At 66.1% G+C, this 22,553-nt stretch carries 25 protein-coding genes and 1 pseudogene; 18 read left to right on the top strand and 8 right to left on the bottom strand.

Going from position 1 to position 22,553, the window contains the following annotated elements:
* Positions 1-102 precede the first annotated feature (102 nt).
* The 3 genes and pseudogenes from IPG63_08095 (at position 103) to IPG63_08105 (ending at position 3,583) form a co-directional block, all read left to right on the top strand.
* A pseudogene (locus tag IPG63_08095) lies at positions 103-1,024 on the top strand (RHS repeat-associated core domain-containing protein).
* Positions 1,025-1,093: 69 nt separating this feature from the next.
* Positions 1,094-1,555: a hypothetical protein gene (locus IPG63_08100; GenBank protein ID MBK6727203.1), complete on the top strand. Its 462-nt coding sequence runs from the start codon at positions 1,094-1,096 to the stop codon at positions 1,553-1,555.
* An 804-nt stretch (positions 1,556-2,359) separates the two neighbouring features.
* On the top strand, positions 2,360-3,583 hold the full coding sequence (locus IPG63_08105) for an IS4 family transposase (GenBank protein MBK6727204.1): 1,224 nt from the start codon (positions 2,360-2,362) through the stop codon (positions 3,581-3,583).
* Positions 3,584-3,605: 22 nt separating this feature from the next.
* On the opposite strand, the gene IPG63_08110 is transcribed toward IPG63_08105, so the two are convergent.
* Positions 3,606-5,255 carry an IS1634 family transposase gene (locus IPG63_08110; protein ID MBK6727205.1) on the bottom strand — a complete coding sequence of 550 codons (1,650 nt, stop codon included), beginning with the start codon at positions 5,253-5,255 and terminating at the stop codon, positions 3,606-3,608.
* Positions 5,256-5,517: 262 nt separating this feature from the next.
* Here IPG63_08110 and IPG63_08115 point away from each other — a divergent pair, with 262 nt between their 5' ends.
* Both IPG63_08115 and IPG63_08120 read left to right on the top strand, forming a co-directional pair.
* The gene (locus tag IPG63_08115) at positions 5,518-5,724 is read left to right on the top strand and encodes a hypothetical protein (protein MBK6727206.1); all 207 of its coding nucleotides are present in this window, start codon (positions 5,518-5,520) and stop codon (positions 5,722-5,724) included.
* Positions 5,725-5,735: 11 nt separating this feature from the next.
* Positions 5,736-5,876 (top strand): hypothetical protein, encoded by a 141-nt coding sequence (locus tag IPG63_08120; GenBank protein ID MBK6727207.1) that lies wholly within the window; start codon positions 5,736-5,738, stop codon positions 5,874-5,876.
* A gap of 487 nt (positions 5,877-6,363) precedes the next feature.
* On the opposite strand, the gene IPG63_08125 is transcribed toward IPG63_08120, so the two are convergent.
* Both IPG63_08125 and IPG63_08130 read right to left on the bottom strand, forming a co-directional pair.
* On the bottom strand, positions 6,364-6,777 hold the full coding sequence (locus IPG63_08125; GenBank protein ID MBK6727208.1) for a putative toxin-antitoxin system toxin component, PIN family: 414 nt from the start codon (positions 6,775-6,777) through the stop codon (positions 6,364-6,366).
* Complete coding sequence (locus tag IPG63_08130; protein ID MBK6727209.1) at positions 6,761-6,931, bottom strand: hypothetical protein; 171 nt, start codon at positions 6,929-6,931, stop codon at positions 6,761-6,763. The genes IPG63_08125 and IPG63_08130 overlap by 17 nt, the downstream gene beginning before the upstream one ends.
* A gap of 135 nt (positions 6,932-7,066) precedes the next feature.
* Here IPG63_08130 and IPG63_08135 point away from each other — a divergent pair, with 135 nt between their 5' ends.
* The 3 genes from IPG63_08135 to IPG63_08145 all read left to right on the top strand — a co-directional run bounded on the left by IPG63_08135 (position 7,067) and on the right by IPG63_08145 (position 9,532).
* Positions 7,067-8,557: an RHS repeat-associated core domain-containing protein gene (locus tag IPG63_08135; protein MBK6727210.1), complete on the top strand. Its 1,491-nt coding sequence runs from the start codon at positions 7,067-7,069 to the stop codon at positions 8,555-8,557.
* On the top strand, positions 8,554-8,823 hold the full coding sequence (locus tag IPG63_08140) for a hypothetical protein (protein MBK6727211.1): 270 nt from the start codon (positions 8,554-8,556) through the stop codon (positions 8,821-8,823). Before IPG63_08135 ends, IPG63_08140 begins: the two co-directional genes overlap by 4 nt.
* Positions 8,824-9,055: 232 nt before the next feature.
* A complete protein-coding gene (locus IPG63_08145) occupies positions 9,056-9,532 on the top strand; it encodes a hypothetical protein (protein MBK6727212.1) in 477 nt (158 codons plus the stop codon).
* 39 nt (positions 9,533-9,571) lie between these two features.
* On the opposite strand, the gene IPG63_08150 is transcribed toward IPG63_08145, so the two are convergent.
* Positions 9,572-9,742 carry a hypothetical protein gene (locus tag IPG63_08150; GenBank protein ID MBK6727213.1) on the bottom strand — a complete coding sequence of 57 codons (171 nt, stop codon included), beginning with the start codon at positions 9,740-9,742 and terminating at the stop codon, positions 9,572-9,574.
* A gap of 237 nt (positions 9,743-9,979) precedes the next feature.
* On the opposite strand from IPG63_08150, the gene IPG63_08155 reads away from it, so the two are divergent.
* Both IPG63_08155 and IPG63_08160 read left to right on the top strand, forming a co-directional pair.
* A complete protein-coding gene (locus tag IPG63_08155; protein MBK6727214.1) occupies positions 9,980-11,353 on the top strand; it encodes an RHS repeat-associated core domain-containing protein in 1,374 nt (457 codons plus the stop codon).
* A gap of 50 nt (positions 11,354-11,403) precedes the next feature.
* The gene (locus tag IPG63_08160) at positions 11,404-11,676 is read left to right on the top strand and encodes a hypothetical protein (GenBank protein MBK6727215.1); all 273 of its coding nucleotides are present in this window, start codon (positions 11,404-11,406) and stop codon (positions 11,674-11,676) included.
* A gap of 229 nt (positions 11,677-11,905) precedes the next feature.
* On the opposite strand, the gene IPG63_08165 is transcribed toward IPG63_08160, so the two are convergent.
* Both IPG63_08165 and IPG63_08170 read right to left on the bottom strand, forming a co-directional pair.
* Positions 11,906-12,148 carry a hypothetical protein gene (locus IPG63_08165; GenBank protein MBK6727216.1) on the bottom strand — a complete coding sequence of 81 codons (243 nt, stop codon included), beginning with the start codon at positions 12,146-12,148 and terminating at the stop codon, positions 11,906-11,908.
* A 237-nt stretch (positions 12,149-12,385) separates the two neighbouring features.
* Positions 12,386-13,114 carry a ComF family protein gene (locus IPG63_08170; protein MBK6727217.1) on the bottom strand — a complete coding sequence of 243 codons (729 nt, stop codon included), beginning with the start codon at positions 13,112-13,114 and terminating at the stop codon, positions 12,386-12,388.
* An 89-nt stretch (positions 13,115-13,203) separates the two neighbouring features.
* On the opposite strand from IPG63_08170, the gene bioB reads away from it, so the two are divergent.
* Genes bioB through IPG63_08200 form a run of 6 tightly spaced genes read left to right on the top strand, consistent with a single transcriptional unit; the run spans position 13,204 to position 18,798 of the window.
* Entirely contained in the window at positions 13,204-14,259 is a 1,056-nt protein-coding gene (gene bioB / locus IPG63_08175; GenBank protein ID MBK6727218.1) for a biotin synthase BioB, read from the top strand.
* A gap of 14 nt (positions 14,260-14,273) precedes the next feature.
* Positions 14,274-15,431, top strand: coding sequence for an 8-amino-7-oxononanoate synthase (gene bioF / locus IPG63_08180; GenBank protein ID MBK6727219.1), 1,158 nt, complete (start codon positions 14,274-14,276; stop codon positions 15,429-15,431).
* Positions 15,428-15,817 carry an ACT domain-containing protein gene (locus tag IPG63_08185; protein ID MBK6727220.1) on the top strand — a complete coding sequence of 130 codons (390 nt, stop codon included), beginning with the start codon at positions 15,428-15,430 and terminating at the stop codon, positions 15,815-15,817. Before bioF ends, IPG63_08185 begins: the two co-directional genes overlap by 4 nt.
* 3 nt (positions 15,818-15,820) lie before the next feature.
* Positions 15,821-16,603, top strand: a complete 783-nt coding sequence (bioH, locus tag IPG63_08190) for a pimeloyl-ACP methyl ester esterase BioH (protein ID MBK6727221.1) — start codon at positions 15,821-15,823, stop codon at positions 16,601-16,603.
* Positions 16,600-17,481 carry a malonyl-ACP O-methyltransferase BioC gene (gene bioC, locus IPG63_08195; GenBank protein ID MBK6727222.1) on the top strand — a complete coding sequence of 294 codons (882 nt, stop codon included), beginning with the start codon at positions 16,600-16,602 and terminating at the stop codon, positions 17,479-17,481. The genes bioH and bioC overlap by 4 nt, the downstream gene beginning before the upstream one ends.
* A gap of 57 nt (positions 17,482-17,538) precedes the next feature.
* A complete protein-coding gene (locus tag IPG63_08200; GenBank protein ID MBK6727223.1) occupies positions 17,539-18,798 on the top strand; it encodes a putative Na+/H+ antiporter in 1,260 nt (419 codons plus the stop codon).
* Positions 18,799-18,946: 148 nt separating this feature from the next.
* Here IPG63_08200 and IPG63_08205 read toward each other — a convergent pair whose 3' ends face one another.
* The gene (locus IPG63_08205) at positions 18,947-20,011 is read right to left on the bottom strand and encodes a hypothetical protein (protein ID MBK6727224.1); all 1,065 of its coding nucleotides are present in this window, start codon (positions 20,009-20,011) and stop codon (positions 18,947-18,949) included.
* A 75-nt stretch (positions 20,012-20,086) separates the two neighbouring features.
* Positions 20,087-20,761, bottom strand: coding sequence for a DNA repair protein RadC (gene radC, locus IPG63_08210; protein ID MBK6727225.1), 675 nt, complete (start codon positions 20,759-20,761; stop codon positions 20,087-20,089).
* Between radC and coaBC the strand changes: the two genes are divergently transcribed.
* Together coaBC and dut are read left to right on the top strand one after the other, a co-directional pair.
* Entirely contained in the window at positions 20,705-22,075 is a 1,371-nt protein-coding gene (gene coaBC / locus IPG63_08215) for a bifunctional phosphopantothenoylcysteine decarboxylase/phosphopantothenate--cysteine ligase CoaBC (GenBank protein MBK6727226.1), read from the top strand. The genes radC and coaBC overlap by 57 nt on opposite strands.
* A complete protein-coding gene (dut, locus tag IPG63_08220) occupies positions 22,072-22,530 on the top strand; it encodes a dUTP diphosphatase (protein MBK6727227.1) in 459 nt (152 codons plus the stop codon). Before coaBC ends, dut begins: the two co-directional genes overlap by 4 nt.
* Positions 22,531-22,553 lie beyond the last annotated feature (23 nt).

Genomic DNA, 22,553 nt, shown 5'->3' on the forward strand with positions numbered 1-22,553 from the left:
ACGCTCGCGTACGACTCGCTTGATCGCCTGACCAGCGCCAGCGGCAGCCTCGGCACGGCGACGATGGCCTATGACGCGCTCGACAATCTCACGCGCTACACGATGCCCGGTCGCGACTGGTACTACGACACCGACGCCGCCACGCAGCGGCTCCAACGCACGCGCACGGCGGGCTATGTCGCGCAGGTCACTCTTGGTCACGACACCCGTGGCAACGTGCTGACGCGCACGCAGTCGGGCGCCACGCAAGGCTTCACCTACGACCTCGCCGAGCGCGTACTGACCGCGACGCGCAACGGTGTGCTGCAGGCGACGCACGTGTACGACGGCAACGGCCTGCGCACGCGCACCTCCAAGCCGGCGCCGGGTGCCCCGCAACCGGACCGCGACCTGCGCTTCCAGATCTACACCCCGAGCGGCGTGTTCCAGTGGGAGAACGACATCGAGTGCTCGCGGTTGCGCTCGCGTGGCGTGAACTACGTGCGCCTGGCCGGATCGCTGGTGGCCAAGGTGGTGGCGGACTCGAGGCTGACCGAAGCGGAATGCTACCCGGGCACCAGCAACAGCGAACAGCAGACGCTGTCGCTCAACCCGTTCCGCAACCCCTTCGTCGGCGCGACCGAAGTGGTCGCCGGCAGCGACGGCGGCCGCGACGGCGAAGGCGAAGCCCCGACGGCTCCGACCTCTACCACCACCTACAGCATCGTCTACGTCCACACCGACGCCCTCGGCAGCCCGGTCGCCGAGACCAACACCAGCGCCACCGTCATCAGCGGCAGCCGCACCCAATACGAACCCTACGGCAAACCCCTCACCACCCCCGCGAAGGCGCCCCAGCTACACCGGCCACCAGCACGACACCAGCACCGGCCTGATCTACGCCCAACAGCGCTACTACGACCCCCAGCTCGGCCGCTTCCTCTCCACCGACCCGATGGCGGTGGACATGGGCTCGGCAGGGAACTGGAATCGGTACGCTTATGCCGCCAACTCACCGTACAAGTTTACGGATCCGGATGGGCGACAGGTCTGCAACCAGAACCTCTTCTGCGAAGAGCGTCGTGATGAAGCCCAGCGGCGAGGGCAATTTCCGTTGGAGGCCGCCAAGAATGAGGCGGACGAAATCGCGGCAGAGGTTCACCACAACTTCATTGGAAGGCAAGCTGCGCCGGCAGGCCAGGTTGCCGACGGAGCGTCTGCAGCTGCGGATGTGATCGACGAACAAGCTACCGACACGGTGAAGTATTGGTGGCTGGGCCCTTCTGGAAAGCTCCTTGGCTTTGGCGTGAAGGCTAAGCAGCTTGCCGCTGCAGGGGCGGTCGTGTTTAAGACCACAAAAGAGGCCGCAGACGCAGCCAGGAAACTTGGCTTTCGACGAATTAGCGAAACAATAAGAGGGCAGGCGATATTCACTGACGGGAAAAGATTTATAACTCGAGATATTGATTCGCATAAAGGCGGAGCATGGAAGATGGCTGACTCTGTAGAAAATCTCGGCTCTAGAGAAACGCGCACAGGAACATTTGATGCCACGCTAGAACGAATCGGTGATTAATCAATAGATCGATAACTGAAACTTTTGAATTGGGCTACGTATATGGCTAAGCATCAACTCCGGGAAGAATGGCAGCACGCCTTTGGTGCTGCTTTGCCTGTTGGGTTCTCGTGTAGAGAATCCCTCCGGCATCGTTGGCTGCGAATCCATAGCCTACCCGAGTCAAAAAGATATGCCGATACGGAGGAAGAGAAGAGCGAAATTCTGCGCCGCCATAATGTCGTTGCTGACTTTGTCTTGGGGAACGAGAGCCGCTGCAATCTCTTTATCTCAGTATTCGGAAAGAGCAAACAATGGAACTCGTCGATTAATATGCCTGTCGACGGGCTGTCTCCGACACATGTCATGTCTCATCATGGCGACGAAGGGGATTTGGAAATCTTCTGTGCTGACGTAGTTTGGCGGCATGGAGCGTTTGACAAACTCATCTTATCTGTAGCAAACGATAAGACGTGGCCAATTGTTTTTGCGAATATTTCAAAGTGCAGTGCGTATGCACCCTATGATGGAGGCGCTGATCTATTTGTTCCTTTGAGGGCTGATGTTGCGTTAGCTCGTAGGCGCTTCGCACAGTGGATTTCTGATAGAAATGACGGGCTATAGATCCCAAGTTCCGCAGCTAATCGCGTAACCCATTGATTTGCTTGTCGTGAGACAGGCAAAAATGACACAACATGGGCGTCAGGAGCTGAGGTATCCCCACCTTTTCGCGCGACGATGCCCTGCGAAATCAAAGCGATAGCTTGCGGAGCGACATGAGGTCGGTAATCGTTCGGGTGTCTAGACCAAGGATCACCGACGCTCATGCGCCCCAGCGCCATCTTGCCGCAATGCCTCCCCTCTGTCTTCTCCACCCTGCACGCAGCAACCGCCACCGTGCTGCTCAAGGCGCTCGATGCGCTGGCTAGCGGTAGCTGGTTGACCATGACCGAGATCGCGCGCCACTGGCCCGGTGCGATGCGCGTCGCCGCACCACTCAAGGCGATCGACCGCCTGCTGCGCAGTGCACCGCTCGAACGACAGCGTGCCGCCATCTATCAGGCGATGTTGCGTTGGCTGATTCGCGAACCCCACCCGTTGATCGTCGTCGACTGGTCCGACCTCAAGCCCGATGGCAGCTTCAAACTGTTGCGCGCCGGCCTGGCGGTGCGCGGGCGAACGCTGACGCTCTGGGAAGAAGTCCACCCCGAGAAAAGCGCCGGTTCGGCAGTCGTGGAGCGCGCCTTCCTGCGCAAGCTGGCGAGCTTGCTGCCGCAAGGTTGTCGACCGGTCATCCTGAGCGACGCCGGATTCCGTCGACCATGGTTCACGGCAGTCACCGCACTCGGCTGGGATTACGTTGGACGAGTGCGCGGCACGGTCCATGTGCAGCCCGTCCGGAAGGCTGCGATCAACGCCGCCGACTGGTTGCCGTGCAGCGCGCTCCACGAACTGGCCTTGCCGGAACGCAGCCGTGAACTCGGTGCCTTTCATCTCGGGCGCACCAAGACCGTAACAACGCGGATCGTTGTCCACCAGTCGCGGCCGAAGGGGCGTCGCGCCTTGACCCGGCGCGGTGCGCGTCGACGCGACAGCACCAGCCAGAGCGCTGCCCGCTCGGCACGCGAACCGTGGGTTCTCGCCACATCGCTTCCACCCGAGCGCGGCACACCGGTGCAACTGGCGTGCCTCTACCAGCGCCGCATGACCATCGAGCAAGGCTTCCGTGACCTCAAGAGCGGAACCTTTGGCGCCGGCTTCGAACACAGCCTGACCCGGAAAGACTCCCGCCTCTCCAACCTGCTCCTGCTGTTCGCACTCGTGCAACTCGCGACCTGGCTTGTCGGACTGCACGAAGAACACCAGGGCCGCGGCGGCAGGCTCGAAGGCAAAAACACCTGCGTGCGCAGCCACCACTCCACCATGCGCCTCGGCGTCGAAGTCCTGCGCCGACCCGCTTGGTGGCCGTCGCCGCATCAACTCCTCCGCTTCCTCTCGCACCTGGCGCATGGCGCTCCACCACCGCTTCAGACCTGCCCGCTATCATGAAAAACGTGGGGATACCTCAGCGTCAGGAGGGTTTCTTGATACCGAGGGCGGCGAACAGTTCGAGTTGCTGGGGTGTGGTTGTGCCGATGCCGGTGAGGCTCTGTTTGCCGATGTGCACGCGATGCGTTTGCAGACGGCGCAGGAGTTCGAGAGTGGTCTTCGGGCTGTTGGTGTTGCCGTTCGCCTTCAGGCGCATGCGCATGACGCGGTAGAGGACGAGCGCGAGGAAGCAGATCAACGCGTGCGCGCGGATGCGGTCGGGCAAGCGATGAAAGACCGGTGCGATGTCGAGGTCGCTCTTGAGCACGCGGAAGCCGCGCTCGATGTCGGCGAGACTCTTGTAGCGGCTGACGATCTGTTCGGCGCTGAAGTCGTTGACGTTGGTCAGCAGCACCAGCTTGCCGTCGAAACGCTCGGCGTCGCTGATCGCGTGTTCGTCGATGCCGTAGCTGAAGCAATCGGCCTGATAGTCGGCCTTGATGTAGCGCGTCAGTTCGGCGTCCGCGACCGCCTGCTGGAAACGCGTGTAGGCGCCGCGATCGCTGGCCTTGCGACCGCGCGCGGTTTTGCCCTGATCCTGCGCATCGAGCTTGCTCACCAGTTTCTCGGCGAACGCCTCGATCTCGTCGATCCGCGCGCGGCGCTTCGCCGATTGCTCGGCCGCGCGTGCCGGATCGTGCGCGACCACCAGGCGATGACCCGCGAACTCGCCTTCGGCCAGACTGGCGTGGTCGCGATCGAACGCGAGGGTATCCAGCGTCCCGCCGAGTTCGCGATAGCGCCGCGCCGGCACCGCCAGGATGAACTGCAACTTGCGCTGCGTGGCGTTGGCAACGGCGGCCAGTTCGGCAACGTTGTCCAAGCTCAGCAAGCCGCGGTCGGCGACGATGATCACGCGCTCGACATCGAAGCGCTTGAGCACCGAGTCCAGCATCGCCTTCAGCGTCTTGGTCTCCGACACGTTACCGGCGTGCACGGTATGCATCAGCGGCAGACCTTCGGCCGACTGCACCACGCCGAGCACGAACTGGCGCTCGATGCCGCCAGTTTCCTTGTTCATGCCGAACGCGCGGAGATCGTTTGCGACCTCGCCCTCACCGTGAATGCGGATCGTGGTCAGGTCGTAGAACACCACCGACAGCTGTTGGTCGAGCATCGGCCGCAGCTGCGCCGCAACGCGCGCCTCCACGGCCTCCGCCCGATCCATCAGCGCATCCATCGTGCGCAGCAGTTGGTCGTGGCTGATGCCCTCGGGCATGCCGGGAATCGAGACGGTCTCAAGCCATTCCAGGCAACCCAGCTTCGAGTCCGGCGCGCACAAGCGGTTGAACACCATCGCACGCACCAGCGCCTCGGCATCGAAAGCCCGGCGCGACGAGCGCAGCGCGCGCGTGATCGCCTCACCGAAACCAAGTTCCGACCACAGCGCGTTCAACGCATAGACATCACCGAACGCCAGCGCCGTGTCGTACTCCGGCACCGGCGCCGAACTCGGCACACGGCCCAGTGCGCGCTGTAAGCCGTGGATCAACGGATCCAGCTTCTTGTCCGACAACTGATCGAGGCGACCCAGGTTCGCGACCACGCGCTGCCGTACTCCAGCTTCCGAGCGGAAGCCTTCGACGATCTGCAGATAACTGCGGCCACCGGAGCGAGTGATGCGCGTGTACATGTGCCAACCCTAGCACAGCCAAAACCGCTTTGTAAGACACTATTGCGCTCCGACGTGACACAACACGACCCTTCCGAAAACCCTCCAAAAATCGCGCCAAGTCGTTGACTCTATTGACCCTCACCGCCGAGCAAGGGCGAAATTTTTGGGTCCAACTGCGGAACTTGGGATAGATAGACCTGATTAGCGCCGAATCTCAGTGAACAAAAGTGCTCGCCACGCGCAGGAACGGCTTGGGACAAGCCTTGGAGGCCATGATTGCGTGCGCAAGTCGCGGCGCCATCACGTGCGAGCGAGCGCGGCGGTTGAAGCGGTTGGCGGCTTTGGCGAGATAGCGGCGAGCGCGCTTGGCTCGGCGGAGAGCATCGCCTTCGCCAAGGTGAACGCCGACGAGTACGGCCTCGGCATCGGCCACTGGAAGCAGTCGACGACGACCGGGCGCACGCAACGCAATGGGGCGATCTCTTGAATGGAAAAGAAATGAGTAGGCTGCTGGAAGTGAAACTCCCGAAGCCTGTCGCGGATATGCTCATGCGCTTGGAAAGGCTGGATGGCATCGGGCCAGCTCGATACGGAGAGCTGAACCAGCTCGAACAGGCCGCAATTCGGGAGTTGCCGTGACTAACTTGCACCCGGTACTAGTTCATTGGTCCGACGAGAGGCTTGAGTTGCTGCCGACCTCTGGGCAATACATCACTGTGGCGCGGTTTCCTGAGGACAAGGCTTCTTGGCCGTCTACTGCGTGGAGTGTCGTGCTGCAGATTCGAGGAGATGCGCGTGCTCAGCCGTGTAAAGCTGACGCGCGTTTCCTTTCGCCTGATGCACCCGAGGGGCGGTTTCGATCCGGTGTTCGGTTTGAGATGGTTGAAGGGAATCAGGTGAAGGCTATCGTCGATGTGCTTTAACTCGTTTGCATAAGGGGCTGACCGAAATCTCGGTGTCGCAAATTCACTCGCGATTGGGGCGGGCCTTTTGGCGCTGCGCGCAGCGGAGGCAACGACCTTGACGCGCGGTCCCGCGAGCGAGATGCGCTGGGAATACAAGTGCAACCGTCGCCGGCTGATGACCGAGGCGTGCATCCACATCGGCGGGCACGCCGTTGGCTCGGTCAGGTGATGCGGGTGAGCGCTTGCTGGGCGGTGAGGATCGGAATGTTTCGATGCTGCTTGAGATCGAGCAAGTCGCTGTCGCCGGAGACGATGGCATCGGCGTGTGCTGCGATGGCACAGGCGATGACATGGTCGTCATCGGGATCAGCCAGCACGACGCAGGGCGTGGTGAGTGGCGTCACGCCGAGCACGAGCGCGGCATAGCCGTCGAAGACGTCGTTGACGGTCAGTCCGCGCTTGGCCAGTTGCCCGGCGAACTTGGTCCGCGACAACACGCCCTGCAGTTCGGCGAGTAGCGCGGTGCTGCTGGCCAGTTCGATGTGCTGCTGTTCGGCTGCCTCGATCAGGCGCCCCGGTACGCCGCCCCACAAGAGGCCGGACTGTGCCGTGTTGGTATCAAGAACCAGTCGCATGCCGCTGCTCGGCTCGATACGCCTTGATCTCGGCTTGGATCTCTTCCGGCGTCATCGGCTCCAGCGGTGCAGTCGCCAGCTTGGCGCGGGCGGCTTGCAGGCGTTCGATGCGTTCGGCGCACAGTCGCTGCCGCTCGCGGATCAAGCGGTGCACAGCGCAGCACCGGACTTCGGAGCGATGTAGTCCCGTGACCGATCGCCCGCCTCATTCCCGTCGCGCGGGAGCGCGGGCTAGGGTCCAGACTTGGACGCTGCGGGCGCCGGCGCGTAGCAGGGCGCGGGCGCATTCGTGGGCGGTGGTGGTGGCGACGCCGCCACGCAGCGGCTCCAACGCACGCGTACGGCGGGCGATGTCGCGCAGGTCACTCTTGGTCACGACCCCCGCGGCAATGTGCTGACGCGCACGCAGTCGGGCGCCACGCTGCGCTTCACCTACGACCTCGCCGATCGCATGCTGGGAACGACGCGCAACAACGTGCTGCAGGCGACGCACGTGTACGACGGCAACGGCCTGCGCACGCGCACCTCCAAGCCGGCGCCGGGTGCCCCGCAACCGGACCGCGATCTGCGCTTCCAGATCTACACCCCGAGCGGCGTGTTCCAGTGGGAGAACGACATCGAGTGCTCGCGGTTGCGCTCGCGCGGCGTGAACTACGTGCGCCTAGCCGGATCGCTGGTGGCCAAGGTGGTGGCGGACTCGAGGCTGACCGAAGCGGAATGCTACCCGGGCACCAGCAACAGCGAACAGCAGACGCTGTCGCTCAACCCGTTCCGCAACCCCTTCGTCGGCGCGACCGAAGTGGTCGCCGGCAGCGACGGCGGCCGCGACGGCGAAGGCGAAGCCCCGACGGCTCCGACCTCTACCACCACCTACAGCATCGTCTACGTCCACACCGACGCCCTCGGCAGCCCGGTCGCCGAGACCAACACCAGCGCCACCGTCATCAGCGGCAGCCGCACCCAATACGAACCCTACGGCAAACCCCTCACCACCCCCCGCGAAGGCGCCCCCAGCTACACCGGCCACCAGCACGACACCAGCACCGGCCTGATCTACGCCCAACAACGCTACTACGACCCCCAGCTCGGCCGCTTCCTCTCCACCGACCCGATGGCGGTGGACATGGGCTCAGCGGGGAACTGGAATCGGTACGCTTATGCCGCGAACAGCCCGTATCGGTTTACGGATCCGGATGGGCGCGCACCAGGCGCCGGCGCGCGCTACATCGGTGATGGAATGGTGGGAGTCGATGCGCGAATGATCGGCGAGATGACGAACTATGGTCGCCGCGATCCTTGGAGCTACAGCGATGCCCAGCTTCAAGCGGTCGTCGACAATTCGCCGCAGGTGACGTATGACTGGCCATCAGCGCCGCAACCGTTGGTCGACTTTGCGGCTGGATGGGGTGACACGATGAGCATGGGCCTCACGGAGTACATTCGTGAACGCAATGGCATTGATGGAGGCGTCGATATCATGTCGGGCGCCTACGACAACGGCGGCTATTTTGGGGTCGCAAATTCGCTCGCGATGGGGGCCGGACTCTTCACCGGAGCTGCGCGCTCCGGGGCGGCAGTTACCGCGACGCGTTGGGGCGGTGAAGGGGTCTGGTACATGGTTGGCGGCCGGAGTACGTCAAGTTGGTGGCTCTCGGGAACACGATTCACTTACACATACGAAAGCGCTGCCACCGTGGAAGTGGCCGGCACTAGACTTGTCTATCCATCCGGATGGGAGTGGATCAAAGGCTTGATCGGCCAACGAGTGCTCGTGCCATGACGTTTCTCGCCTGGACGTTGGTCGGCGCCGCAATCGTGCTGCAACTCTTGAATGTGGTCTGGTTCATGCAGGGGATTTCATCGCGTCAGGCGAAGTCGCAAGTTGTGTTGGTTCCCTGCTTGCTTTGGTACATCGCACTTGTCATCCGGGGCGAGGGATTCTTTGCTTCATCCTCAGGAATCGAGATTGGCGTCGTTGTGATTGTCCATCTGTTCCTGACGGGCGCGATGGCAGCTATATCGTCGCGATTGGGGTCAGCCTCGTGATTGGCGGCGGGCTATGCCACCGAGGTCAGTCTCGGCGGCTGACGTCTTCGATCTTGCGAAGACCCTCCGCATCTTTCGACTGGAAATTGGGCGGAACGGCAGCGCGCGCTTTCGCGGGCGAGGCTGGTGGCCAACAGGTGGTTGTGTTCGTAGCGAAGGAAGGGCCGTATCAGGGGCGCATCCTCTCCGCTATTGTCCCTGATGCGTCTCAAATTGCTCATTGGGGGTTGTGATGGGATCGATTGCGGACGCCATCGCATGGAGCGGCTCGGGAGCAACGCTATCAATGTTCGTCGTTTCAACGGAGAGTTCGCTCCTCGATCTGGCGGCGCTGCCACTGGAGCCTGCGCCGACGCAGACGCAGACCTACGTCCTAGACGACGAAGATGACGTCTTGTCGGAGCGCCGTGTCGTTGAGTACGACCTCTCCTTTAGAGATGTTCCGCCGAACATTGAAGCCCTCATCACTCGCTGTCTGCAAGCTGCACGAGCTGCGGGAGCTGAAGTGGCTTGGTTCGGCTTCGAGGGGTCTTTCGACTTCGGCTACCTCCTGAGTCCAGAGATCGCGAACCAGATATACGCCGTGATGGATTCGGAGGGCGTGTCGCTTGCCTCGGATGAAACGCTGGCCTCGGACGCATGGGTGCATCGTATTGTTCGGGCAGGGGCGCGGGGCGACTCGACTTCGCGCTCTGACGGTTTTGGCTGACGGAAACCGCAGTTGATAACGACGCGCGACGTGTTGGCATCAAGAACCAGTCGCACGCCGCTGCTCGGCTCGATACGCCTTGATCTGGGCTTGGATCTCTTCCGGCGTCATCGGCTCCAGCGGTGCAGTCGCCAGCTTGGCGCGGGCGGCTTGCAGGCGTTCGATGCGTTCGGCGCACAGTCGCTGCCGCTCGCGGATCAAGCGGTGCACAGCGCAGCACCGGACTTCGGAGCGATGTAGTCCCGTGACCGATCGCCCGCCTCATTCCCGTCGCGCGGGAGCGCGGGCTAGGGTCCAGACTTGGACGCTGCGGGCGCCGGCGCGTAGCAGGGCGCGGGCGCATTCGTGGGCGGTGGTGGTGGCGACGCCGCCACGCAGCGGCTCCAACGCACGCGTACGGCGGGCGATGTCGCGCAGGTCACTCTTGGTCACGACCCCCGCGGCAATGTGCTGACGCGCACGCAGTCGGGCGCCACGCTGCGCTTCACCTACGACCTCGCCGATCGCATGCTGGGAACGACGCGCAACAACGTGCTGCAGGCGACGCACGTGTACGACGGCAACGGCCTGCGCACGCGCACCTCCAAGCCGGCGCCGGGTGCCCCGCAACCGGACCGCGACCTGCGCTTCCAGATCTACACCCCGAGCGGCGTGTTCCAGTGGGAGAACGACATCGAGTGCTCGCGGCTGCGCTCGCGCGGCGTGAACTACGTGCGCCTGGCCGGATCGCTGGTGGCCAAGGTGGTGGCGGACTCGACGTTGACCCAAGCGGAATGCTACCCGGGCACCAGCAACAGCGAACAGCAGACGCTGTCGCTCAACCCGTTCCGCAACCCCTTCGCCGGCGCCACCGAAGTGGTCGCCGGCAGCGACGGCGGCCGCGATGGCGAAGCCCCGAGCGCTCCGACCTCCACCACCACCTACAGCATCGTCTACGTCCACACCGACGCCCTCGGCAGCCCGGTCGCCGAGACCAACACCAGCGCCACCGTCATCAGCGGCAGCCGCACCCAATACGAACCCTACGGCAAACCCCTCACCACCCCCCGCGAAGGCGCCCCCAGCTACACCGGCCACCAGCACGACACCAGCACCGGCCTGATCTACGCCCAACAACGCTACTACGACCCCGCCCTCGGCCGCTTCCTCTCGACTGATCCGATGGCCGTGGACATGGGCTCGGCGGGGAACTGGAATCGGTACGCGTATGCCAACAACAGTCCGTATCGGTATTTTGATCCGGATGGACGCTGCACCGGATCGCACATCACGAATCAAGATGGCACGTGCAAGAGCTCGGGCGGATTCACGACCGAATCCACGCGTGCGTGGGGCGGTGGGGCCGCGGGCGGGCGGGTAGGCTCCGGCCTGCATACGCCATCCGCCGCCGCTCAGATTGACTGTTCCGAGTGCGACGAGTATGCCGCGCTGAACCGCAGGATCACGTCACAACAGCTTGAAACCCTGAAGGACGCGGGCTGGTTTGCCGCCAAGTACGCAGCTCTAGAGTTCGGCGCTGGCAAGCTGGCGAAGTGGGCTGGGAAGTTGGGGAGGTTTTTGCGCATCTCTGGCCCAGAGATCAGCTTCGGCCGGAACGCCAATCAGCTCAGTCACACGTTTCGGCACGTTGAGGCGGGTGGCCTCAACCGAGAGGCGGTTCAGCGCGCCGTGCTCGCCGATCTGCGCACCTCGGCGTCGCTGATTCAACCCGGAAAGCCATTCAATCAGCGGATTTTTGTTGGAGGCAAGGAAGTGACGTACTCAGCATTCCTGCTTGATGACGGTGCGATCAACGTCGGCCGAATTACGCTACCGTGGTGAAGTCCGTGAAAAGAAAACTGACCCCAGCAGAAAGCAACCTCCTTGATGCACTGATCCGTCAAGGAGGCCTGTCTCTTCCAGTGTCTTGGCTTGTGGAGCTGAGAGTCGAACCAATGGACGATGGTGGCATGGGCAGCTTGAGGGTCGTTGGTCCACAGCCTGCGGCTAAGGCATGCCATCAGGTCTCCGAGATTCAATTCAAAGACGCGGATGGCGTCGATGTCATTGCGTCGCTCAACGTGGACGATAGCGGAGTGCCTTGCGAGATCGACGTCTGGAAGGTGGACTTCAGCGCTCTGATTTGCTTGCCCGAGAGTTTTTAGGAGGACGAGAAGCCTTCATGAAGCGTCTGCGAGGCAACCAATAGGGAACGGCTGTGGAAACCAGCGAGTTCGAGGTTCTCGTGGGCGATATCGCGAAAGCGACAACACGCCCTGCAGTTCGGCGAGTAGCGCGGTGCTGCTGGCCAGTTCGATGTGCTGCTGTTCGGCTGCCTCGATCAGGCGCCCCGGTACGCCGCCCCACAAGAGGCCGGACAGTGCCGTGTTGGTATCAAGAACCAGTCGCACGCCGCTGCTCGGCTCGATACGCCTTGATCTCGGCTTGGATCTCTTCCGGCGTCATCGGCTCCAGCGGTGCAGTCGCCAGCTTGGCGCGGGCGGCTTGCAGGCGTTCGATGCGTTCGGCGCACAGTCGTTGCCGCAGCAAGGATTCGATCTTCTCGGGGGTCAGCAACCCGGCGTTCGTCGCTTCCTGCGCGAGCGCATCGGGCAAGGTGATCTGTACGGTGGTCATGGCGTTGGCTCCGGTGATTCACGCCGCCTGCGCGTTCGTGCGGTGGATCGGTGCGACGAGCATGTTGAGCAGCACGCGTGGTCTGGAGTGCGGCAGCGCAATGTGCACGACGGCTGCACTCTACCCGATTGGTGCCGATCGGCAGTGCGGTGTCGCGAGAACTTGCGATGGGACCGGCTGGCGATTCAGCGCGGCTCCGGATTTGGAAGCAACGTATTCCCGCACCGATCCCTCGCCTCACTCCCGCCGCGCAGCAGCGCGGGCGAGGACCCAGACGTGGACGCTGCGGGCGCCGGCGCGGAGCAGGGCGCGGGTGCATTCGTGGGCGGTGGCGGTGGTGGTGGCGACGTCGTCGAGCAGGGCGATGCGGCGGTCGCGGACGCGCTCGGGATCGGCGGCGAAGGCGTCGTGGACGTTTTGCCGGCGCGCCTTGGAATCGAGCCCGGACTGGACTTCGGTGGCGCGGGTGCGTGTCAACGCTGCGGCGTCGATGCGCAGCCGCAAGGCGGGAGCGATGCGCTTGGCCAGTTCCAGCGACTGGTTGTAGCCGCGCTCGGCGAGGCGCTTCGCGTGCAGCGGCACCGGCACCAGCAGGTCGGGGCGGTCGGCCGGGTCGCTCGCGAGGGCAGCGAGTGCGTCGCCGAGCAGGTCGGCGAGCAGTACGCCGGCGGCGAGGTCGTGGTGGAACTTGAAGCGCTGGACCAAGGCGTCGAGCGGATCGGCGTAGCGCAGCGGCGCGAGCAGGCGCTCGAACGGAGGCGGATGCTGCAGGCAGTCGCCGCAGGCGGCAGCGGGTGCCGGAAGCGGCAGCGCGCAGCGGGCGCAGGCGGATCGGTTCCAGGGCAGGTCATTCGCGCAGGCCGGGCAAAGCTCGCGACCGTTGGCGCCGGGCGCCCGGCACAGCAGGCAGCGCGGCGGCAGCACGCGCAGGCCGAGTCGGCGGAAGAACCCGTCAACCGGATTCAAACGGAATGCGTTGACAGGTGCCGGGGCGTCCATAGACTGCGCGCACTGTAGCGCGGCCCTTCCGCGCCTTGGCGGACAAGGAGACGGTGATGGAACAGGGTGGCGGATGCGGTGGTGGTTGCGGCTGTGCGTGTGCGTCCGCAGAGGGCGGGTCGCGGATCGCGGACGATGGCTTGTGCCATGACTGGACCCAGGCCGAGGTCGAGGCGCTGTTCGCGTTGCCGTTCAATGACCTGATGCATGCCGCGCAGTCGCTGCATCGCGAGTTCCACGACGCCAACGCGGTGCAGGTGTCGACCCTGCTCTCGATCAAAACCGGCGCCTGCCCCGAGGACTGCGCCTACTGCCCGCAGAGCGCGCGCCACGACACCGGGCTCAAGGCCGAGAAGCTGATGGCGCTCGACGAGGTGCTGGCGAAGGCGCAGCAGGCCAAGGCCGCCGGCGCCTCGCGCTTCTGCATGGGCGCCGCCTGGCGCTCGCCCAGGGACCGCGATTTGGCCGAGGTGAACGCGATGGTCGGGGCGATCAAGGCGCTCGGTCTGGAGACCTGCGCCACGCTCGGCATGCTCACGCGCGCGCAGGCGCAGTCGCTGAAGGACGCCGGCCTCGACTACTACAACCACAACCTCGACACCTCGCCCGAGTTCTACGGCGAGATCATCAGCACGCGCTGCTACCAGGACCGCCTCGACACCCTGGCGCATGTGCGCGAGGTCGGCATGAAGACCTGCTGTGGCGGCATCGTCGGCATGGGCGAAACCCGCTCCGACCGCGCCAGCTTCATCCGCGCGCTGGCCAACCTGCCGCAGCATCCGGATTCGGTGCCGATCAACCGACTGGTGCGCGTCGCCGGCACGCCGCTCGCCGACGAGCGCGACCTCGACGCCTTCGAGTTCGTGCGCACCATCGCGGTGGCGCGCATCACCATGCCGGCCTCGATGGTGCGGCTCTCCGCCGGGCGCGAATCGATGAGCGAGGAACTGCAGGCACTGTGCTTCCTCGCCGGCGCCAACTCGATTTTCCACGGCGACAAGCTGCTGACCACCGGCAACGCCGACACCGAGTCCGATCGCGCGCTGTTCGCCAAGCTCGGACTCAAGCCGCTGGTGGCCGCCGCAGATTCCGACTGCGCGCAGGCCGCTTGAGCGAAGCCGCGACCATCGCAACGCGGGCCGCGGCGCGACTGGCCGAGCGCGAAACCGCCGGCCTGCGCCGGGGGCTACGCGAAGTCGAGTACGCCGATGGTGTGCGCTTGCGCGTCGCTGGACGCGAGTTGCGCTCGTTCGCGAGCAACGACTATCTCGGGCTGGCGCAACATCCCGAAGTGATCGCCGCGATGCAGGATGCGGCGGATCGCTGGGGCGTCGGCAGCACCGCGGCGCACCTGCTCGGCGGCCATCGCGGCCCGCATGCGCAGCTCGAACGCACGGTCGCAGACTGGCTCGGTTACGAGTCGGCGCTGCTGTTTTCGACCGGCTACCTGGCCAACCTCGGCGTCATCGCCGGGCTGCAGGAGCGCGGCGACACCTGCGTCCAGGACAAGCTCAACCACGCCAGCCTGATCGACGCCGCGCGCCTCGCCGGCTGCGAACTGCGCCGCTATCCGCATGGCGATGCCGAGGCTGCCGCGCGCCAGCTGCAAGCCGCGGGCGCGGCACCGAAACTGCTCGCCAGCGATGGCGTGTTCTCGATGGACGGCGACCTGGCGCCGTTGCCGCAGCTAGCCGTCGTTGCGCGCACCCACGCTGCACTGCTGTACGTCGATGACGCGCACGGCTTCGGCGTGCTCGGGCCGGACGGGCAGGGCAGCCCGGAGCAGCTCGGCCTCGGCGCCAACGACGTGCCCTTGCGCATGGTCACGCTCGGCAAGGCGGTCGGCTGTGGCGGCGCGCTGGTGCTCGGTTCGCGCGCGCTGATCGAGGCCTTGCTGCAGTTCGCGCGGCCGTTCGTCTACAGCACCGCGATGCCGCCGGCGGTTGCGGCGGCGGCCTCGGCGGCGATCGCGATCATCCGCCGCGAGCCGCAGCGGCGCGCACACCTGCAGGACTTGATCGCGCGCTATCGCACCGGCGTGGCGCAGATCGGCGGCGTGCTGATGGATTCCTCGACGCCGATCCAGCCGCTGCTGCTCGGCGATGCCGCGAATGCCTCAGCGCTGGCGCAGGCGTTGTGGCAACAGGGGTTGTACGTGCCGGCGATCCGCCCGCCGACCGTGCCCGCGGGCAGCGCGCGCCTGCGCGTCACGCTGTCGGCGGCGCACACCGCGCAGGACGTCGATCGTCTGCTCGACGCACTCGATCGGGCGCGCCCTGCATGAGCGGCGAGACCCAGCTCACCATCCTGTTGCGCACCTTGTCGCCCGAGCGCCGGCCGGGTGAATACGTCTTCGCCACGGCACCGACGCTGCCCGCCGGTATCGATGCGGTGATGACGTTCCGGGAGCGCGAGGGCTGGACGCTGGTGTCGACGCGTGAGGCCGCCGAGGCGGCGGGCATCGACTTCGCCTTTCCCTGCGCATGGCTGACCTTGCGCGTGCATTCCTCGCTGCAGGCGGTTGGCCTGACCGCCGCGGTCGCCAACGCACTGGCGGATGCCGGCATCGCCTGCAACGCCGTGGCGGCGTACCATCACGATCACTTGTTCGTACCGCTGGACCGCGCCGACGAGGCGATCGAGATCCTGCGGCGACTGTCGCGGAGTTGAGCCATGCACATCGACGTTCACGGTTCGGGCGGAGACATTCCAGTCGTGCTGATCCACGGCTGGGCCATGCACGGCGGCGTGATGGCGCCGTTGGCCGAGGCGCTGGTGCGCATCCCGCGCGTGCGCGTGCATGTGGTTGACCTGCCCGGGCATGGCTACAGCCGCGCCGGCGAGGAGGGATTCGACGTTGCCGATTGCGTCGAGCGCCTGTCGAAGCTGGTGCCTCCGCAATCGATCTGGATCGGCTGGTCGCTTGGCGGGCTGGTCGCGCTGCGTGCCTCGCTGACCTTGTCGGCGCAAGTCGCCGGGCTTGGCATGATCTGCGCCTCGCCCTGCTTCGTGCAGCACGGTGCCTGGGAGCACGGTGTGCCGCTGTCGGTGCTGCAGCAGTTCGGCAGCGACCTCGCCAGCGACTACCGTGGCACCATCGATCGCTTCCTGGCGCTGGAGGCGCAGGGCGACGACAACGCCCTGGCCTGCTTGCGTGAGCTGCGTATGCATGTGTTCGACCGCGGCGAGCCGAGCGCGGCGGTGCTGGAGATGGGTCTGTACGCGCTCGAGCACAGCGATTACAGCGAGCAACTTTCGCAACTCACCTGTCCGAGTGTGTGGGTGCCCGGCGGTCGCGACCGACTGGTGCCATGGCGGGCGATGGAGTGGGCCGCCGAACGTGCCCGCGGGCGCTACCACCTGATCGAGGGTGCGGCGCATGCGCCGTTCATCACCCACCTGGCTGAACTCACCGTGCAGATGAAGATCCTGGTGCGCGAGGTTCACGGCGAATGAGTCTGGATGTCGGGCGCGTACGCCGCGCGTTCGCGCGTGCGGCCGGTGCCTACGACGCGCTCGCGCAGCTGCAGCACCAGGTCGAGGCGCAACTGCTGGAGCGACTGGATCTGGTCAAGGACGCACCCGCGCGCATCCTTGATGTCGGCGCCGGGCCGGGGCGCGCCAGCGCCGCGATGCGCAAACGTTTTCCGCAGGTGGAAGTGATCGCGCTCGATCTCGCCTTGCCGATGCTGCGCGAAGCGAAGTCGCGCGCCGGCTGGTGGAAACCGTTCCGGCGCGTCTGCGGCGACGCGCGCGCCTTGCCGATCGCCGACCAGAGCATCGACCTGCTGTTCTCGAACCTGTGCCTGCAGTGGTGCGAGGACCTGGAGCTGGTGTTCGACGAGTTCCGTCGCGTGCTGCGCCCGGGTGGCTGGCTGCTGTTCACCACCTTCGGCCCGGACACGCTGACCGAATTGCGCCAGAGCTGGGCTGCGGTCGACGGCGGGCCGCACGTCCATGTGTTTCTGGACCTGCACGATGTCGGCGATCGCCTGATCGGTGCCGGCTTTCGCGATCCGATGCTGGATGTCGAGCACTACCAGTTGCGTTACTCCGAGCCGAAGCTGCTGATGCGCGAACTGAAGGGCATCGGCGCCGGCAACGCCGACGCCGCGCGCGCGCGCGGCCTGACCGGCAAGCGCAAGCTCGCGGCCATGCTCGCCGCCTACGAGCACTTCCGCGGCGACGACGGCCGCTACCCGGCCAGCTACGAAGTCGTGTTCGCGCAAGCGATCGCCCCCGACGCCTCGCAGCCGCGCCGCCGTGGTGGTACCGACATCGCCAGCGTCTCCCTCGACAGCCTGCGCGCGCAATTGCAGTCGCGCAGGCGTTGACGGGCGCGGCTTGAAGGCCTCCCGCTAAACTGTGCCCAGGATGCCCGGAGCGAGTGCATGGCGACGATGATGGAGTGGATCGGCAGCGGCCTGTTCGCGCTGGCGGTGCTGCACACGTTCTCGACCAAGTTCTTCGATCACCTGTCGCACATGCGGCCGCAGCATGCCGGCGTGTTCCACCTGCTTGGCGAGGTCGAGGTGGTGTTCGGGCTGTGGGCGATGGTGTTGTTTGGCGTGTTCGTGGCCCTACAGGGCAAGCCGGCAGCGCTGCAGTATGTCGAAGGGCTGAACTTCACCGAGCCGCTGTTCGTGTTCGCGATCATGGTCGTGGCCGCGAGTCGTGCCGTACTGCAGGTGTCGCGGACGCTGGTGTCGATGGTGGCGCGGGTGCTGCCGATGCCGCGCGCGACCGCGTACTTCAGCGTCACCCTGAGCCTGGTGCCACTGCTCGGTTCGCTGATCACCGAGCCGGCGGCGATGACGCTGGCGGCACTGATCCTGCGCGATGGTTATTACTCGCAGGCGATCAGTTCGCGCTTGAAGTACGCCGCGCTCGGGGTGCTGTTCGTGAACATCTCGATCGGCGGCGTGCTGACGCCCTACGCCGCGCCGCCGGTGCTCATGGTGGCGGGCACCTGGGGTTGGGACGTCGGCTTCATGCTCAGCCATTTCGGCTGGCGGGCGGTGATCGCGGTGCTGTTCAACGCGTTGCTGCTGACCTGGCTGTTCCGGCGCGAACTCGGCGTGCTGGCGGTGCGCGAGGAGTCGCCGGCGCGCGCGCGCGTGCCGGGCATCATCGGTTTCTGGCATCTGGCCTTGCTCGCCGGCGTAGTCGTGTTCGCGCACGAGCCGCCGGTGTTCATGGGCATGCTGCTGCTGTTCCTGGCGCTGGTCGAGGCCTATCCGCAGCATCAGGACAAGCTGCTGCTGCGCGAGGCTTTGCTGGTCGCGTTCTTCCTCGCCGGGCTGGTGGTGCTCGGTGGCCTGCAGCGCTGGTGGCTGGCGCCGCTGCTCACGCAGATGAGTCCTGATCAGGTGTACTTCGGTGCGACCGCGCTGACCGCGATCACCGACAATGCCGCGCTGACTTATCTCGGTTCGCTGGTCGAGGGCCTCAGCGACGAGTTCAAGTACGCGCTGGTCGCGGGTGCGGTGACCGGCGGTGGCCTGACCGTGATCGCGAACGCACCGAACCCGGCCGGCTTCTCGATCCTGCGCACCTGTTTCGACGAGGAGTCGATCAGCCCGATCGGGCTGCTGCGCGCGGCGTTGTTGCCGACGGCGGTGGCGATCGTGTGTTTCTGGTTCCTGCCTTGAGGAAACCCGCTCTTGTGGGTGCGGCTCTTGTGGGTGCGCATTGGCCAAGAGCGTGCGATTGAAATCACACCTACGGAAAGGCAGCGGCGCACCCCCGTGAAGGAGCCCGCTCTTGTGGGTGCGAATTCATTCGCACGCTCTTGACGTGCTACTGCAGGTCCCAGGCGACGCGTTGTTGGGCGCGCAGGACGTCGGCGCCGCTGAAGCTGTCGGGCGCGCGATCGCCGAACTCTGCGCGCAGGCGCAGCGACATTTCGCGCACCTTGTCGGCGTTCGCGGCCTTTCCGGCGGCGTATACGCGTTCTCCGAGCGGCGAGCAGAAGCGGTGCAGCTCGAAGAAGTAGCGCTCCTGGCCGCCGGTAACGAAGCCGAGCATCGGCACGCCCGAAGCGACCGAGTCGAGCGAACGGCCGGCGCGCATCTCGCGCTCGCCGGCGAGGCGTGCCGAGCTGTCGCACAGTTCGACGAAGCTCTCGCCGACGTTGGCGGTGTCGAGGTCGGAGGCGAGCAGTGCCAGTTCCAGCGCGCGCTCAACCTCGGGGTCGTCGCGCCAGCCCGGGTTGCTGCGCTCCATCTCGTGCGCCAGCAGCGGCGCCAGCGGGCCGCCAGCGTGGATCACCTCGGCGGTGTTGTAGGCGCGGCGGTCGATCGGCTGCGGGCGCGCGTCGAAGGTGCTGCCGGCGATCATCACTTCCAGCGCCAGGTACAGGGCGCGGTCGTGGCGGCGGTCGAAGCCGCAGCGGTCGAGGATGCGCTGGGTCTCGGCGATGCTGGCGGCCTCGTTGCTGCCGATCGGATGGCCGGTATCGATGACCTCGCGCTGGCGCAGGTCGTGGCAACTCGCGAACAGGCTGAGCGCAATCCAGTCCATGCCGGCCAGCGTGTGCGGCCCGGCCTCGCGCATGACGCGGCCGATGCGGCGGTCGAGGATCTCGAGCGCGTGCATCTCGTTGTGATAGTCGTGGTAATCGCTGCCGAAGCGACCATGGCGCACGGCGAAGCGCACCAGGCTCAGTGCCAGCGCGCGCTCGGCGCGGTCCCAGGCCTGGGCGATGGCGGCGCCGAAGTTCTCCGCAAGCACGGCGCGGCGCTGTGCGAACAGGGCGATGACGTCGGGACGGCGTTCGCCGATCAGGCGCAGGGCCTCGTCGGGATCCTGCAGGCGGATCTCGATGGCGTCGGCGGGAAATCTGTCCAGCAAACCTTCGATCACGGCCTCGGGCGCGCGCCCCTCCCAACCTGTCCGGTGAGTATAGGCGCCGCTGTGCGCGCCGCGGTAGGGGCGCGGCTAGAGGTGGCCGCGCGCTGCCAGCGACAAGGGTCGGCCGTCACCGACGATGAAGTGGTCGAGCAGGCGCACCTCGACCAGCGCGAGCGCCTCCTGCAGGCGTCGGGTTACCACGAGGTCGGCGGCGCTGGGCTCGGCGATGCCGCTCGGGTGGTTGTGCGCGACGATGACGGCGGCGGCGCGATGGTGGATGGCGCGCCGCACCACCTCGCGCGGATGCACGCTGGCGCCGTCGAGTGAGCCATGGAACATCTCCTCGAAGGCAACGATGCGGTGGCGGGCGTCGAGGAACGCGACCGCGAACACTTCCTGCGGTCGGTCGCGCAGGCTGAGCGCGATGTAGTCGGCGGCCTGGCCGGGGTCGCGCACCGCGTCCGGCCGCGCCAGCGTGGTACCGAGGAAGCGTTGGGCCAGCGCCAGCACCGCGCGCAATTCTGCGCGCTTGGCCGGGCCGATGCCGTGGACGCCGGCGAGCGCGCGGCCCTCGTGGGCAAACAGCCCGGCGACGCCACCGCACTCGCGCAGCACGCGTGCCGCAAACGCCAGCACATCCTCGCCGGGCAGGCCAGTGCGCAGGAACAAGGCCAGCAGCTCGGCATCGGCCAGCGCTTCGGGGCCATGCCGCAACAGGCGCTCGCGCGGGCGGTCTTCGGGGTTGAGTTCGGCGAGGCGCATGCGGGTTTCCGGGCGGGTGCCCCAGTTTCCCCGCTGACGGTCACGCCGGCATCGGCCACGGGCGCCGATTCGGCTAGGATAAGTCGCAATTCGACCTCGGATTTTCCTGTGGCTGCATCATTGCAAGGATTGCGCTGCCTGCTCGGCGTCAGCGGCGGCATCGCTGCGTACAAGTCTGCCGACCTGGTGCGTCGGCTGCGCGACGCCGGCGCCGAGGTCCAGGTGGTGCTGACCGAGAACGCCGCGCGCTTCGTTACCGCACAGACCTTTCAGGCGTTGTCCGGGCGGCCGGTGCGCAGCTCGCTCTGGGACGAGGCCGCCGAAGCAGCGATGGGCCACATTGAACTGGCGCGCTGGGCCGACGCGATCCTGGTCGCGCCGGCGTCGGCCGACCTGATCGCACGTCTCGCGCATGGCCGCGCCGACGATCTGCTCAGCACGCTGTGCCTGGCCAGCGAGGCGCCGTTGCTGCTGGCGCCGGCGATGAACCGGGTGATGTGGGCGCAAGCTGCGACCCAGGCCAATGTGGCGCTGCTCCTGGCGCGCAGCGTGCAGTTGCTCGGGCCCGCCAGTGGCGAGCAGGCCTGCGGCGAACACGGTGCCGGGCGCATGCTCGAGCCGCCGGAGCTGGTCGAAGCGCTGGCGCAGCTGCGTGCACGCTCGCAATCGCTAGCCGGGAGGCATGTGCTGGTCAATGCCGGGCCGACCTTCGAGGACATCGACCCGGTGCGCTTCATCGGCAACCGTTCCTCCGGGCGCATGGGTTTCGCGATCGCCGCAGCGGCGGCGGCAGCCGGCGCCCGCGTCACCCTGGTCGCCGGTCCGGTCGAACTGGCGACACCGCGCGGCGTGGCCCGCGTTGACGTGCGCAGCGCTCGCGAGATGCAGGCGGCGGTGTTCGCCGCGCTGACGGCAGACGTGTTCATCGCCACCGCAGCGGTGGCCGACTATCGCATTGCGGCGCCCTGCGCGAGCAAGATCAAGCGCAGCAGCACGGCGCTGACGCTGGAGCTGGTGCCGAACCCGGACATCGTCGCCAGCGTCGCTGCGCATGCGCAGCGGCCGCGACTGGTGGTCGCTTTCGCAGCCGAGACCGAAAACGTGATCGAGAATGCACGCGGCAAGCTCTCGCGTAAGCGCGTCGATCTGGTCTGCGCCAACCGCGTCGGCGCCGACTGCGGCTTCGAGCGCGCCGACAACGCCCTCGATGTGGTCGCCGCCGACGGCGAGTGGCACTGGCCGCAGGCGCCCAAGACCGAGCTGGCGCGGCGCCTGGTGGCGCTGGTGGCCGAGCGGCTGGGTGCGGTGCGATGAAGCACCGGCTGCAGGTGCGCATCCTGGATCCGCGCATCGGCGCGGAGTTCCCGCTGCCCGAGTATGCGACCGCGGCCTCGGCCGGCATGGACCTGCGCGCAATGATCGAGGCGCCGCTGCAGCTCGCCCCGGGGGCGACGGTGCTGGTGTCGAGCGGCATCGCCATCCACATCGCCGATCCCGGCCTTGCGGCGGTGGTGCTGCCGCGCTCCGGGCTCGGCCACAAACATGGCATCGTGCTCGGCAACCTGGTCGGGCTGATCGATGCCGACTACCAGGGGCCGCTGATGCTCTCGGTTTGGAATCGTGCGCACGACGCCTTTACCATCCAGCCCGGCGACCGTCTGGCGCAGCTGGTGTTGGTGCCGATCGTGCATGCCGAATTGGAACTCGTGAACGAATTCGCCGCGAGCGATCGCGGCACCGGTGGCTTCGGCCATAGCGGGCGGCAGTGAAGGACGGAGCGCGCAACGCATGA

The sequence above is a fragment of the Lysobacterales bacterium genome, assembly GCA_016703225.1.
Classification (GTDB): domain Bacteria; phylum Pseudomonadota; class Gammaproteobacteria; order Xanthomonadales; family Ahniellaceae; genus JADKHK01.